Annotated in this window: 13 protein-coding genes; all 13 read left to right on the top strand. The window is 69.8% G+C overall.

The annotated features are described in order from the left end of the window. Positions 1-150: 150 nt before the first annotated feature. The 13 genes from EF387_RS09080 to EF387_RS49405 all read left to right on the top strand — a co-directional run bounded on the left by EF387_RS09080 (position 151) and on the right by EF387_RS49405 (position 14,326). Complete coding sequence (locus tag EF387_RS09080) at positions 151-1,608, top strand: menaquinone biosynthesis decarboxylase (RefSeq protein WP_128376002.1); 1,458 nt, start codon at positions 151-153, stop codon at positions 1,606-1,608. Next, positions 1,605-2,507 (top strand): menaquinone biosynthesis prenyltransferase MqnP, encoded by a 903-nt coding sequence (mqnP, locus tag EF387_RS09075; protein ID WP_128376001.1) that lies wholly within the window; start codon positions 1,605-1,607, stop codon positions 2,505-2,507. The genes EF387_RS09080 and mqnP overlap by 4 nt, the downstream gene beginning before the upstream one ends. A gap of 90 nt (positions 2,508-2,597) precedes the next feature. Next, positions 2,598-3,302 (top strand): UbiX family flavin prenyltransferase, encoded by a 705-nt coding sequence (locus tag EF387_RS09070; protein WP_128376000.1) that lies wholly within the window; start codon positions 2,598-2,600, stop codon positions 3,300-3,302. Positions 3,303-3,350: 48 nt separating this feature from the next. Further along, entirely contained in the window at positions 3,351-3,806 is a 456-nt protein-coding gene (locus EF387_RS09065; protein ID WP_128375999.1) for an Lrp/AsnC family transcriptional regulator, read from the top strand. A gap of 84 nt (positions 3,807-3,890) precedes the next feature. Next, positions 3,891-5,054 (top strand): aminofutalosine synthase MqnE, encoded by a 1,164-nt coding sequence (mqnE, locus tag EF387_RS09060; protein ID WP_128375998.1) that lies wholly within the window; start codon positions 3,891-3,893, stop codon positions 5,052-5,054. A gap of 191 nt (positions 5,055-5,245) precedes the next feature. Further along, on the top strand, positions 5,246-5,899 hold the full coding sequence (locus tag EF387_RS09055) for a UdgX family uracil-DNA binding protein (protein ID WP_128375997.1): 654 nt from the start codon (positions 5,246-5,248) through the stop codon (positions 5,897-5,899). Positions 5,900-5,991: 92 nt separating this feature from the next. Beyond that, positions 5,992-6,525, top strand: coding sequence for a GNAT family N-acetyltransferase (locus EF387_RS09050; protein ID WP_128375996.1), 534 nt, complete (start codon positions 5,992-5,994; stop codon positions 6,523-6,525). 108 nt (positions 6,526-6,633) lie between these two features. Then, positions 6,634-6,897, top strand: a complete 264-nt coding sequence (locus EF387_RS09045) for a DUF4229 domain-containing protein (RefSeq protein ID WP_128375995.1) — start codon at positions 6,634-6,636, stop codon at positions 6,895-6,897. 102 nt (positions 6,898-6,999) lie between these two features. Continuing rightward, the gene (locus EF387_RS09040) at positions 7,000-7,638 is read left to right on the top strand and encodes a TetR/AcrR family transcriptional regulator (RefSeq protein WP_128375994.1); all 639 of its coding nucleotides are present in this window, start codon (positions 7,000-7,002) and stop codon (positions 7,636-7,638) included. 572 nt (positions 7,639-8,210) lie between these two features. Then, the gene (locus EF387_RS09035; protein ID WP_128375993.1) at positions 8,211-9,098 is read left to right on the top strand and encodes a 2-dehydropantoate 2-reductase N-terminal domain-containing protein; all 888 of its coding nucleotides are present in this window, start codon (positions 8,211-8,213) and stop codon (positions 9,096-9,098) included. Positions 9,099-9,230: 132 nt separating this feature from the next. After that, a complete protein-coding gene (locus EF387_RS09030) occupies positions 9,231-10,460 on the top strand; it encodes a glycosyltransferase (RefSeq protein WP_128375992.1) in 1,230 nt (409 codons plus the stop codon). Continuing rightward, positions 10,457-12,316 (top strand): right-handed parallel beta-helix repeat-containing protein, encoded by a 1,860-nt coding sequence (locus tag EF387_RS09025; protein WP_128375991.1) that lies wholly within the window; start codon positions 10,457-10,459, stop codon positions 12,314-12,316. The genes EF387_RS09030 and EF387_RS09025 overlap by 4 nt, the downstream gene beginning before the upstream one ends. Positions 12,317-12,352: 36 nt before the next feature. After that, a complete protein-coding gene (locus EF387_RS49405; RefSeq protein ID WP_128375990.1) occupies positions 12,353-14,326 on the top strand; it encodes a right-handed parallel beta-helix repeat-containing protein in 1,974 nt (657 codons plus the stop codon). Positions 14,327-14,420 lie beyond the last annotated feature (94 nt).

The following is a 14,420-nucleotide window of genomic DNA, read 5'->3' as shown; positions in this document are numbered from 1 at the left end:
TGGGACGGCGAGTCCCGACAGCGAGTCCTGGCACCACGTACCCGCGTCCGGCCCACCGTGGCGCGGGCGTGGCGCGGGCCACGGTGGGCCGGACCCTCCGGAGCCGGGGTGGCCACAGACCCGTAGGACCTCTCGGCGATACTGGGACGCATGGCTTACGACGATCTTCGCTCCCTGCTCAGGGCGCTGGAGCGCGAGGGCGACCTCAAGCGCATCAAGGCCGAGGTCGACCCCTATCTGGAGGTCGGTGAGATCGTCGACCGGGTGCAGAAGGCCGGCGGACCGGCGCTGCTCTTCGAGAACGTGCGCGGCTCGGCTATGCCGCTCGCGATGAACGTCTTCGGCACCGACCGGCGGCTGCTGAAGGCCCTCGGCCTGAAGTCGTACGGCGACATCACCGACAAGATCGGCGGACTGCTCAGGCCCGAACTGCCCCACGGGTTCGTCGGCGTGCGCGAGGCCTTCGGCAAGCTCGGGGCGATGACGCACGTGCCGCCGAGGAAGGTGAAGTCCGAGGCCGCGCCCGTACAGGACGTCGTGCTGCACGGCGACGACGTCGACCTCGACGCGCTGCCCGCCCTGTTCACCTGGCCCCAGGACGGCGGCTCCTTCTTCAACCTGGGGCTGACCCACACGAAGGACCCGGACACCGGCATCCGCAACCTCGGCCTCTACCGGCTCCAGCGCCACGACAAGCGCACCATCGGAATGCACTGGCAGATCCACAAGGACAGCCGCAACCACTACCAGGTGGCCGCCCGCCGCGGCGAGAAGCTGCCCGTAGCGATCGCCTTCGGCTGCCCCCCGGCCGTGACCTACGCCGCCACCGCCCCCCTCCCCGGCGACATCGACGAGTACCTGTTCGCCGGGTTCGTACAGGGCAAGCGGATCGAGATGGTCGACTGCAAGACGGTGCCGCTGCAGGTGCCGGCGCAGGCCGAGGTGGTCCTGGAGGGCTGGCTGGAGCCCGGTGAGATGCTCCCCGAGGGCCCCTTCGGCGACCACACCGGCTTCTACACCCCGCAGGAACCCTTCCCGGCCCTGCGGATCGACTGCGTCACCATGCGCAAGCGGCCCCTGCTCCAGTCGATCGTCGTCGGGCGCCCGCCGACCGAGGACGGCCCGCTCGGCCGGGCCACGGAACGCTTCTTCCTGCCCTTGCTGAAGATCATCGTCCCGGACATCGTGGACTACCACCTGCCCGAGGCGGGCGGTTTCCACAACTGCGCCATCGTCGCGATCGACAAGAAGTACCCGAAGCACGCGCAGAAGGTGATGCACGCGATCTGGGGGGCGCACATGATGTCCCTCACCAAGCTGATCGTGGTCGTCGACGCCGACTGCGACGTGCACGACCTGCACGAGGTGGCCTGGCGGGCGCTCGGCAACACCGACTACGCCCGTGACCTGACGGTGGTGGAGGGCCCGGTCGACCACCTCGACCACGCCTCGTACCAGCAGTTCTGGGGCGGCAAGGCGGGCATCGACGCCACGAAGAAGTGGCCGGAGGAGGGGTACACGCGGGACGGCGGGTGGCCCGAGATGGTGCTGTCCGACCCGGAGACGGCGGCGAAGGTCGACCGCCGGTGGAAGGAGTACGGCCTGTGAGCTCAGCCTCCGCCGCGATCCCGCAGCCGGGCCGGACGAGGGCGTTCCTGCGCCTCGTCATGATCGAACACTCGATCTTCGCCCTGCCCTTCGCCTATATCGCCGCGCTCACCGCGATGTTCCAGTGGGACAGGAACATCCACTGGGGCAGGCTGCTCCTGGTCACCCTCGCCATGGTCGGTCTGCGGACGTTCGCCATGGCCGCGAACCGGATCATCGACCGAGAGATCGACGCCCGCAATCCGCGCACCGCCCGCCGCGAGCTGGTCACCGGCGCGATGACGGTGAAGCACGCCTGGACGGGCGCGCTGATCGCCCTCGTCGTCTTCCTCGCCGCCGCCGCCCTGCTCAACCCGCTCTGCCTGGCGCTCGCACCGATCGCCGTGATCCCGATGGTGGTGTATCCGTACGGCAAGCGGTTCACGAACTTCCCGCAGGCGATCCTCGGCCTCGCGCAGGCGATGGGCCCGGTGGGCGGCTGGCTGGCGATCACCGGCGAGTGGTCCTGGACGGCCGTGATCCTGGGACTGGCCGTCGGCATCTGGATCGGCGGCTTCGACCTGATCTACGCGTGCCAGGACGTGGAGACGGACCGTGAGACCGGCGTGATGTCGGTCCCGGCCCGCTTCGGCATCCCCGCGGCGATCTGGGCCGCCCGTGTCTGCCACGCCCTCACGACGGCCCTGTTCGTCTGGTACGCCCTGGTCACCGACGCGGGCGGGTTCTTCTGGCTGGGCCTGCTGATCGTCGCCGGTGCCTTCGTCTACGAACACACCATCGTCCGCCCCCACGACCTCTCCCGGGTCGACCGGGCGTTCTTCTCGACGAACGGCTTCATCGGGATCAGCCTCTTCGTCTGCGCACTGATCGATCTGCTGGTGCGTGGGCTCACGTTGTAGGCCGTACGCGTTCACGCTCGACTGCTCCCCGCGCACGCGCGGATGTCGACCCGACCTGAGACCACTCCGCCCCACCGGTAGGCTCAGGGTGTGAACGCAGGGGAAACGCAGCGTCGGCCTTGGATCGTGGGGGTGTCCGGGGCGTCCGGTACGCCGTACGCGGCTGCCGTGCTGCGGGCGCTGCTCGCGGCGGGGGAGAGTGTCGACCTCGTCGTCAGCAAGGCCTCACGGCTCACCCTCCTCGACGAGACCGGTATCGCCTTCCGGGATGCCCACTGGCGGCGCGACCTGCGGGAATGGCTTCAACGAGGGGCCGACGGAAAGCCGGTCGGCTTCGACGCGTCCCTGGACGACGTACGGCACTGGAGCCCCGGTGACCTGGCCGCGGGGCCGTCGTCGGGCTCGTACCCCGTGAAGGGCATGCTCGTCGTGCCGGCCTCCACCGCATGTGTCGCCGGGGTCGCCCTCGGTCTGTCGAAGGACCTGCTCCAGCGTGCCGCGAGCGTCACGCTCAAGGAGGGCCGCAAGCTGGTCGTCGCCGTCCGGGAGACCCCGCTGAACGGGCAGACGCTGCGGCACCTGGTGACCCTGGACGACGCGGGCGCGACCGTACTGCCCGCCTCCCCGGCCTTCTACGCGGGCGCCACGCACATTCAGGACCTGGTGGACTTCGTCGCCGGACGAGTGCTGGACGCGGCGGGCGTCGAGCACACCCTGTACCGGCGCTGGGACGGCGACGTCGGCGGGGCGCGCTCCTCAGCGGGACCTTCAGGACGGCCCCGGCGTACCACCTGAGCAACACACTCACCCACTCACACTTTTCAGCGGAAGGCTTTCGATCGCATGGACGCGGTGGACAGGCAGCTCATCCAGGCCCTCAGGGAGAACGGCCGCGCCTCCTACGCGGAGCTCGGACGCCTCGTAGGCCTGTCCGGGCCGAGCGTCACCGACCGCATCAACCGGCTGGAGGCGGCCGGGGTCATCACCGGTTACCGCGCCACCGTCGACGCCGCCTCACTGGGCCTGGGCGTGACCGCGCTGATCGGTATCTCGCTCTCCGACGCCGCCGACCACGAGGACGTGGCACGCCGGCTGAAGGAGCTTCAGGAGATCGAGGACTGCTGGTTCATCGCGGGCGACGACTCCTTCATGCTCAAGGTGCGCGCCTCGGACGTCGACGGGCTCGAGAAGACGATCCGGAGGCTCAGCGGCACGAAGGGCGTCTCCCGTACGCGCACCACGATCGTGCTCTCCACGAAGTGGGAGAACCGGGTGGGCGAGCTGCCGGAAGAACGTTAGGCGCGGAGCGCCGTATGGGGCACCGCCCGGCCGAAGGGCCGGGGGTACGGTGGCAAGGCTGTGAAAAAAGGGAGAGGTGGCGGAATGGACGTCGGGCTCAAGCGTGAGCTGGAGGACAAGGTGAGGGCGGGCGTCCGCCTGACCCGCGAGGACGGCATCGCGCTGTACGAGTCGGACGACCTGGCCTGGCTCGGCGGACTCGCCCACGAGGTGCGCACCCGCAAGAACGGCGACGTCGTCCACTTCAACGTCAACCGCCACCTCAACATGACCAACGTGTGCACCGCGTCGTGCGCCTACTGCTCCTTCCAGCGCAAGCCCGGCGAGAAGGACGCGTACACGATGCGCATCGAGGAGGCCGTCCGCCTCGCCAAGGCGATGGAGAACGAGAACCTCACCGAGCTGCACATCGTCAACGGCCTGCACCCGAACCTGCCGTGGCGGTACTACCCGCGCTCCCTCAAGGAGTTGAAGGCGGCGCTGCCGAACGTGTCGCTGAAGGCGTTCACGGCGACGGAGATCCACCACTTCGAGACGATCTCGGGCCTGAGCGCCTCCGAGATCCTGGACGAGCTGATCGACGCGGGTCTGGAGTCGCTGACCGGCGGTGGCGCGGAGATCTTCGACTGGGAGGTCCGGCAGCACATCGTGGACCACCGCACCCACTGGGAGGACTGGTCGAGGATCCACCGGCTGGCGCACGAGAAGGGGCTGAAGACCCCGTGCACCATGCTGTACGGGCACATCGAGGAGCCCCGACACCGCGTCGACCACGTGCTCAGGCTGCGCGAACTCCAGGACGAGACCGGCGGGTTCCAGGTCTTCATCCCGCTGCGCTACCAGCACGACTTCGTGGACATGAAGGACGGCAAGGTACGCAACAGGCTCCAGGCGCGGACGCAGATGGCGACGGGCGCCGAGGCCCTGAAGACGTTCGCGGTCTCGCGCCTGCTGTTCGACAACGTCCAGCACGTCAAGGTCTTCTGGGTGATGCACGGCGTCCAGACCGCCCAGCTGGCACTGCAGCACGGAGCGGACGACATGGACGGCTCGGTCGTCGAGTACAAGATCACGCATGACGCGGACAACTTCGGCACGCCGAACAAGCTGACCCGTGAGGACCTGCTCGACCTGATCCGGGACGCCGGCTTCCGTCCGGTGGAGCGCAACACCCGCTACGAGATCATCCGCGAGTACGAGGGCCCGGACCCGCTGCGCCGGGAGTCACCGCAGCCGATGCGCGTGTGACGAGCGGTGCGCCCGCCCGGGTGCGCACGTGAGGGCCGCGCGGCAGACGCACGCGGGCCGGCGATGTGCGGGGCAGAGGCATGCGCGGCAGACGGACGCGGGCGGGCGACATGCGGGGCAGCGACATATGGGCAGGGACCTGCGGGCAGAGGCACCATGTTTGACCTGCGGCGTCCGGGTACCCGGACGCCGTGAGCCCGCGCACACAAGCCCCCGAAGAGGCCTACACGGCGGAGCCCTTCGTCCCGTCCGCCGCCGACCTCGCATCCCTGCGCGAAGCCGCCGCCGGCTGCCGGGGCTGTCCGCTGCACCAGGACGCCTCGCAGACCGTGTTCGGTGAGGGCGCTGAGGACGCCCGCGTCATGCTCGTCGGGGAGCAGCCCGGCGACCAGGAGGACCGGCAGGGCAAGCCGTTCGTCGGTCCCGCGGGCCGGCTGCTGGACCGGGCGCTGGCCGAGGCGGGCATCGAACCGGGCCAGGCGTACGTCACCAACGCCGTCAAACACTTCAAGTTCACGCTGCGCGGCAAGCGGCGCATCCACAAGGCACCCAGCCTGCGCGAGATGACGGCGTGCGCTCCGTGGCTGGAGGCGGAGCTGGACCGGGTCGAGCCGGAGCTGGTGGTGACGCTCGGCGCGACGGCCGGGAAGGCCCTGCTGGGTTCCTCGTTCCGGGTGACACAGGAGCGCGGGACGCTGCTGGAGCGGGAGATCCACGGACGGCCCGAGCGGGTCGTGGCGACGATCCATCCGTCGGCGGTGCTGCGCGCGGAGGACCGGGAGGCCGTGTACCAGGGGCTGGTGGCGGACCTGAGGGTGGCGGCGCGGGCACTGGGCGGGGAGTGAGCGGCCGGGGGTGACCAAGTGGCCGGTGTGATGCCTGTCAGGCGTGCGGAAAGTGGTTGAGAACCCGGTTGGGTAATGGATAAATTTGCCATATGCCCCTTACCTTCGAACTCGATCCGAACGTCGACCCGGCCCTCCGTGACGGGATCCTCCGACTGTGGACCGATGTCACCAACGCGGGCGGCGCGGTCGGCTTCGTGCCACCGGTGACCGTCGGCACGGTCCGGGTCGAGCTGATGAAGCACCTCGCCGCCATGGCCGAGAAGCGGATGCGGCTGCTGGTCGGGTACGAGGAGGGGGGCGAGGTGGCCGCGACGGCGTTCCTCTCCTTCAACGCGCACCGGCTCATGAAGCACTGGGTGTGGCTGTACACGGTGATGGTGCACCCCAGGCACCAGGGGAAGGGCTACGGCCGCGACCTGCTCGGGGCGGCCGAGGAGGCCGCGAGCGGTTTCGAGGGAATCGAGGCGATACGGCTCACCTGCCGGGGCGGGGAGGGCCTGGAGCGCTTCTACTCGTCGTGCGGCTACCGGGAGGTCGGGCGGGTGCCGTCCGCGATACGGGTGGCGCCCGGTGACGACCGGGACGACGTCATCATGCACCTGCCGCTCGCACGGCGTGCCTGAGGTGGCGCGGCCGAGGGAGGGCCGCCTGAATGATCCGTGGCTGGTCGTGCTTCACTGGACGGTGCCCCATGCCTTTCGGGTACGTTCGAGACGGAAGAGTGGAATGACATGCTCCGCTACACGCTGATGCGCCTAGGGATCTTCGCGGGCTGCCTCGTGGTCGTCTGGGGCCTCGTCTACTCCGGCGTCGTCCCCCGGGGCCTGGGCGATTCCAACTTCATGTGGGTCGTCCTCCTCTCCCTGCTGATCTCGGCTCCCATCAGCTTCGTGGTCCTGCGCAAGGAACGCGATCGTGCGTCGGCCCAGGTGGTGGCGCGAGTGGATCGCGCGAAGGCGAGCCTGGACCGCAACCGGGCGCAGGAGGACTTCTGACCCGGCGCCGCGGGGTGCCGGCCGGCCGCTTTCGGGGCCGGCGTCGGACGGCTGTCCGGCCGGAGCACTGAACTCCGGCCTCCCCGGCTTACGCTGAACCGCATGGGTGCAGTCAAGAGCAAGCGCATGCCGCGTGCCGTACGCGAACAGCAGATGCTGGACGCCGCAGTGCAAACCTTCGGACAACGCGGCTACAGCGCCGCCTCCATGGACGAGATCGCCGACCTCGCGGGCGTGTCCAAGCCGTTGGTGTATCTGTATCTCAACTCGAAGGAAGACCTCTTCTCGGCGTGCATCCGCCGTGAGGCGCAGGCGCTGGAGACGGCCGTGCGCGAGGGTGTCCGCCCCGACGAGCCCGCCGACCGCCAACTCTGGGCCGGACTCCAGGCGTTCTTCACCCACACCGCCCAGAACCCGGACGGCTGGACGGTACTGCATCTGCAGGCCCGCACCCACGGTGAGCCGTTCGCCGCCGAAGTGGCCGCCATGCGCAGGGAGATCGTCGTGTTCGTCACGGAGCTGATCCTGGTGGCGGCACGTGAGGCGCACCGTGATCCCTCACTGCCGGAGCGCGAAGTCGCCGGTCTGGCCGAGGCGTTGGTGGGTGCGGCGGAGTCCCTGGCGGCCTGGGCCAACACCACCCCGGGCATCTCCGCCAAGCAGGCCGCGACGACGTTGATGAACTTCGCCTGGGCGGGGCTGGGGAACCTGATGCAGGGCAACCCCTGGTCACCTCGCTGACGAGTGACGCGAAGTTCATTTGAAGCGTGTAAATGAGCTGCTTTTCCAGATCGGCGAAACGACACCGTACGGCAACGGCCGTGTAATTTTCGCAAGGTATGGCGCATTACCAGGAGTCTCGCCAAGATCGCGACTGTCACCCAGTCAAGTTTCCTTGCACGTAACAAATCTGATCCCGCGTCAGTGAGATCGGTTCCCTCCGATCGGTTAACAAAATTTTTTCGTTTGCGGCGTTGATTGGAGTCTGTCAGCCTCAATACGCTGTCTGGCCGGAGGGGGGTGAGCGCACATGACCTTCGCAATGGGCATGCGCTCTGACAGGACAGGACGCATGTCGACCAGCAGGTATCCGCTGTCGTGACGTCGGCGCGCCGGGTTGCGCGCCTTTTCGTACTCGCCCGCACGGGCCTCCCACGACCACATGACCGGGGGCCCGACCGGGATTCCGCGTCGGCGATCAACACTTCTTCATCCGTCGCTCAAGGCTGCCCGAATGGCGGCGCGGCGGAGTCTTTCCAGCCGGGCCAAGCGCATCTCACGCATGCGCGCATCCGATCAGGAGACCAGCGGACATGGCCAGAATATTCATCGTGGGTTCAGGCGTCGTCGGTACCGCCACCGGCAAGGGATTCCTGCACGCGGGGCACGAGGTGACGTTCATCGACATCCTCCCCTCGCGCGTCGGGGCCCTACGCGCGGAGGGCCTCGACGCGCGGGAGACACTCGACCTGCGCGCCGAACCGGGCGCCTTCATCTTCCTCACCCTGCCCACCCCCAACAGCGGGCACCGCTACGACCTGTCCGCGTTCGAGGCGGGTACCTCGGCCGTCGGCCGGGCCCTGGCCGGGGCGGCCGAGAAGCACATCGTGGTGGTCCGCTCCACCGTACCGCCCGGCACCGCCGAGGGGCTGGTGCTCCCGCTGCTGGAGAAGAACTCGGGCGGCAGGCTCGGCGAGGACTTCATGCTCGCCAGCAACCCGGAGTTCCTGCGCGCGGCCTCCGCGGTCGAGGACTTCCGCTACCCGTGGATGACCGTGATCGCCTCCCGCAGCGCACGCACCAGGGAGCGGCTGCGCGAGCTGCTGTCCCCCTTCGGCGGGGAGATGCGTGTCTTCGACGAGCCGGCCGCGGCCGAGTTCGTCAAGTGCGCGCACAACATCTACAACGCCACGAAGATCAGCTTCTGGAATGAGATGTGGCTGGTCAGCCAGCACCTCGGCCTCGATCTCGACCCCATCGCGCAGACCGTGGCCCGGTCCGCGGAGGCCTCGTACAACCCGTCGTACGGCATCCGCGGCGGCGCCCCGTACGGCGGCGTGTGCCTGCCGAAGGACACCCAGGGCTTCCTCGGCCTGGCCGACTCCATGGGACTGGACATGCCGCTGCTCAAGGCCGTCGTCGAGGTCAACGACCTCCTGGCCGCGAAGGTCGACCAGGAGGCCGCGGCGCTGACTGTCTGAGCCGCGCAGCCGCCGTCCGGGCGGGCGCCGGCCCGCTCCGGCGACACCAGACCCGTACCCCTCCGGCGCCGTGCGGCCAGGCGGGTGGCCCGCACGGTGCACACGACGCACCGGCTCCCAGAGAACAGGCCCATGAGCGGATTCCTCGACAACGCGCTCTACGACTTCCGGTACTACCTCGTCTATCTCCCGCTGGGCATCCTCGGCCTGGTGCGCTGGACGTTCTGGCTCATCCGCAGAGCCCCGGCATCGCTGTACCGGCCGGTCCAGAACCACTTCCGGCTGCCCATGTCGGTCGTGGTCCCGGTGTACCAGGAGGACCCGGTCATCTTCGCCCGGGCCATCGAGTCCTGGCTGCGCAACGATGTCGAGGAAGTGGTCCTGGTCATCGACGTCACCGACGACGCGTGCCGGGAGATCGCGGCCCGTTACCCGGTCACCGTCATCGTCACCGACGTGCCCGGCAAGCGCGACGCCCTGGTGCGCGGCTGGGAGGCGTGCACCACCGATCTCGTCGCCCTCGTCGACTCCGACACCATCTGGGCCGACGACGTGGCCGCAGAAGTCTGCAAACCCTTCGCCGACCCGAAGATCGGCGGGGTGGGCACCCGGCAGAACGTCTACAATCCCAAGGGCTTCCTGCAGCGCGTCAACGACATGTACCTGGACTACCGGTACTTCGACGAGAACGCCGCACAGACCGTCATGGGCCGCGCCGTCTCCTGTCTGTCCGGCCGCACCGCCGTCTACCGGCGGGAACTGCTGCTGGAGATATCCGACGACTTCATGAGCGAGACGTTCATGGGTGTGCCGTGCATGTCCGGCGATGACAAGCGGCTGACGACGCTGATCCTGGAACGCGGCCACCTCACCTACATGCAGCGCTCCGCACGCGTGTGGTCCACGTTCCCCGGAACGCTGCGCATCTTCATCAAGCAGCGGTTGCGCTGGGCCCGCAACACCTGGCGGTCCGACCTGCGGGCGCTGTCCCGGCGCTGGTCGTGGCGCCACCCGTTCCTCGCCTTCACCATGATCGACAAAGGGGTCAGCAGCTTCACCCTGCTGCTGTCACCGGCCTTCATGACGTACGCGATCATCCGGCAGGACTGGTTCTTCGTGGTCTGTCTGGCGGCCTGGTGGTGGATCAGCCGGTCCATGAAGATCCTTCCGCATCTGGTCCGCCGGCCCTCGTCGGTGTTCCTCGTGCCCGGCTTCGTGCTGCTCTCCTTCGTCATGGCCGTGGTGAAGATCTGCGCGCTGGCCACCATCCGCAAGCAGCGCTGGCTGACCCGCCAGGTCTCCGTCGAGAACGGCGTCGTGGTCCGCACCGCCCAGCCCGTGGGGACGGAGGCCGCTGCGTGACCCGCCTGCTGCGCGCCCTGGCCGTCCGCAGGGGCCGGCCGCGTCGCCGGAACCCGAGGTCCCGGCGGCCCTGGCTGTCCCGCATCGCCGTCGTCACGCTGGCGGCGGCCGCCGCACTGGCCGCATCGGCCGGCACCGGTCTCGCCACTCCGGTCGTAGGCGGTCTCACCGCCCGGGCCACCGCTGGTTCGGACGCCGACGCCTGGCAGCGGACCGGCCGCCCGGAGCGGCTGATCGTGCTGCGGCCGGGTGTGGTCGACCTGGTCAGCCGCGGTGTTGTCACCCAGTACCTGTATCCCGGGCCCGGCAACGTCACCCTGGGCTGGCTCGCCGAGCAGGCCGGGCCCGCCTGGCTCGGCGTCGACCAGGACGGGATCCGGGTGCGCTCGGCGATCCTGCTCGCCCCGGACAGCTCCCTGACGATCGGCCCGCTGAAGGGCACCGTACGGTTCGCCGTCGGCGACACCGCGGCCGCCGGAACCTGGATCCGGGGCAGCCGGGCCACGCTCGACATCCGCGACGCGCGCCTCACCGCCGACGGAGGAGCGGCGGACTCGCCCGGACGCCCCTACATCCACATGGGCGCGGGCGGCCGGCTGACCTTCTCCGGCGCTGCGGTGACCGGGTTCGGACCCACCGCGGGCGCGGCCACCTCCCGTTTCTCGGGGGTGACCTGGAGCAAGGGCAGTACGGGCTCCGCGGTGGACTCGGCGTTCAAGGGCAACGGGACCGGGCTGCGGCTGGCCGGTTCCACGGGCGTCCGGCTGCGGAAGGTCGACATCAGCGACTCCCTCGGCGACGGGCTGGTCCTCGACGGCGACACAGGAACCGCCATCTCCGATCTGACCGCCCGGAACAGCGCCCACAGCGGCGTCACCGTCAGCGGCACGGACAATCGCACGCTGACCGGCGTGACCACCCGCGACAACCGCGGCGGCGGCATCCGGGTCGCCGCCCAGCGGGGCGTGCGGCTGGTGGGCACCGTCTCGGAGAACGACCGGGAGACCGGGATACGGCTGGTGTCCTGTGCGCGATGCACCGTCGAGAAGGCGAAGGTGACCGGAGCGCCGGTCGCCGTGGCCGTCTCCGGGGTCGCCGGCCGGGTGACCGTACGCGACGCGGAACTGAACCGCGGCGACACCGGCGTCTCGGTGGCCGCGGACACCCGGGGAACGGTCGTCTCGGGCGGCACGGTGACGGGCTTCGGCAGGGGCATCGCGATCGCCGGGGCCGGGATGAGCATCGAGGAGACCACCGTCAGCGGCTCGCGCACCGGCATCGCCGTGTACGGTGACGCCCGCCAGGTGTCCCTGCGAAAGGTCACCGTGCGCGGCGGCCGAGCCGGCGTCACCGCGTCGAGCACCACCAGTGGAGTGTCCCTCACCGGTGTCACGATCAGCGGCACCACCCGCAAGGGCCTGTCCTCCGCCTCCGCCGGCCTGCTGGTGAGCGGCGGTTCGGTGTCCGGCGCGACCACGGCCGTCGACCTCGGGGCCGCCGCACGGCTGGACTCCCTGACGGTCAGCGGCGCCCGGCGTGGCCTGCACCTGGCCGCCGGTGTGCGGGCCACCGCGAACGGTCTGGACGTCCTGGCCGAACGCAAGGGCATCGAGGCCGACAAGGACGCCCGGATGATTCTCACCGACTCACGGGTGCGGGCCCCCGTCGCCCTGGCCGGCGGCGGCTCGGTCGAACGCCGCGCCGGCACCGAGGTCACCCTGCCGCCCTTCCCCTGGCTCGGTTTCGCCGCGCTCGTCGCCCTGCTCCTGGCCGTCGGGCTGCAGACGGTCCACCAGGTCCGGCACCGGAACACCCCGCTGCCGAAGGTGCCCGACCACGTCCACAACACCGCCTGACAGCCCGCCACGTCACCCGCCAGCCCAGGAGCACCCATGGACAACCCCGCGACCCCACGCGACAGCGCCGGCGCCACCCACAGATCGCGCCCGCACGGCCCGGCGCGGCCCCTCACCGCCACGGTCGCCGCGACGGCGCTGCTGCTCGGCCTGCACACCGCGGTCGCCGGCGCGGCCGACGCCGCGCCCTGCTCCGGGCAGGTCCGCTACGCCGCCAGCACCAACACGCTGTACCTCACCTCCGGCACCGCCGACCCGGCCGGCATCCTCGCGCTGTGCCCGTCGGCGCCCCTGACGGAGATGGACGACGGCGTCTGGCAACTGAACGCCAACCTGGTCATCCAGAACGGCGCCACCCTGGAACTGCACGGCAGCGCGGCGGGCGGGTCGGTGGACACGCTGAGACTGCGCAGCCTGGCGACCAGCGCGGCCGCCGACGTCGTCTCGATCACCGCCCAGTACGGCACCATCGACATCGACTCGACCGTCATCACCTCCTGGGACGACGCCGCGGGCGGGCCCGACACGGACCCCTCCGTGCCGACGGGCGCGCCGGCCGGGTCCAAGGGTCGCGCCTTCATCCGCGCGCTGTCCTACCTGGACGCCGGCGTGCCCCGCGAGTCCCGGATGGACATCGTCGACAGCGACCTCGGTTACCTCGGCTACTACGCCGCGGAGAGCTACGGAGTGTCCTACAAGGGCCGCGGCTGCGACGCCACCCATCTGGACGTCTGCGCGGCGCTGAACGTCTACGGCTCGCAGATCAACAGCCGCTTCCACCACAACTACATGGGCACGTACACGTTCAACGCCGAAGGCATGGTGTTCGACGGCAACGAGTACGACAACAACAAGTCGTACGGCCTCGACCCGCACGACGACTCGGACAACCTCGTCATCACCGACAACCACGCACACCACAACGGCAATCACGGCATCATCTGCTCGCAGCGCTGCAACAACCTGCTGATCGCCCGCAACGAGAGCGACCACAACGGCATCCCGCCCTACCTGCCCCCGGGTGACCCCGACGCCTCGGACAACCAGGTGCACGGCATCATGATCCACCGCGGGGTCACCGACTCGGTCATCGAGGACAACTACGTCCACGACCAGCCCAACGGGGCCGGGATCGCAGTCTTCGACAGCAGCGACGACATCATCCGGAACAACATCGTCGACGGCGCCGAGTACGGCCTGCGCTACAGCGTCGGCTCGACGGGCATCACGACCACCGGGAACACGGTCACCGACAGCGTCCAGTACGCCGTGTTCACCTACCAGGGCTCGGACCTCCCGGCGTACACGAACACCACCGGACGGCCCACCAACCTCGTCTTCATCCAGAACACCTTCGCCGGGTCCGGCAGCAACGCGGTCAAGCTGAACCAGAGTGACGGCACGGTCTTCACCGGCAACAGTCTCACCGGCACCTTCGGCTCCGGGGTCCTCACGCAGTACACCACCGGGACCGTCTTCGACGGCAACACCGTGCCCACGTCACTGAACCACTCGGTCAAGGGCGATACGACGACGCCCGGCAGCATGGTGTTCAAGGACATCACCCAGGGCACCAAGGTGCAGGTGGACAGCGTCAGTTCGGCCTCCTTCACCAGCGGCGCCGGGACGGTGTACCTGGTCTCCGGCGTCCCGGCCGCCACCACGGCGCTGACCGCGAACGGTGGCACGACGACGCTGACCACCCAGGCCGTCGGCACCTCCACCCGGACGGTCACCCCGCTGCCGCTGGCCGTACGGCCCGACAGCGGCACCGCGACCGCCCGGGTGCCGGCCGGGTCCGCGCCGTACGAGGCGGCGGTCGCGGCCGGTGCGGCAGGAACCCAGCTCGCGTTCACCGGCTCGGGGCTGACCCCGGGCACGACGTACCGGCTCACCGCGGCCGGAGTGACCGTGGCCACCGGCACCGCCACCGCGCAGGGCACGGTCACCCTGAACGCCGTGGCCACCACCACGGCGGAGGTGACCTACCGCATCAGCGCGGCCTCCTGAGGGCCGCCCGGCCGCGCGTTCCGCCCCGCGACACCGACCGCGACCGGGAGCGCAACGCCCGCACCCGCCATGTCCGAGTACAGGAGCAGGCACC

Origin of the sequence: Streptomyces cavernae, from assembly GCF_004023625.1 — a bacterium.
Taxonomy (GTDB): Bacteria; Actinomycetota; Actinomycetes; order Streptomycetales; family Streptomycetaceae; genus Streptomyces; species Streptomyces cavernae.
This window is presented reverse-complemented; position numbering and strand designations above follow the sequence as displayed.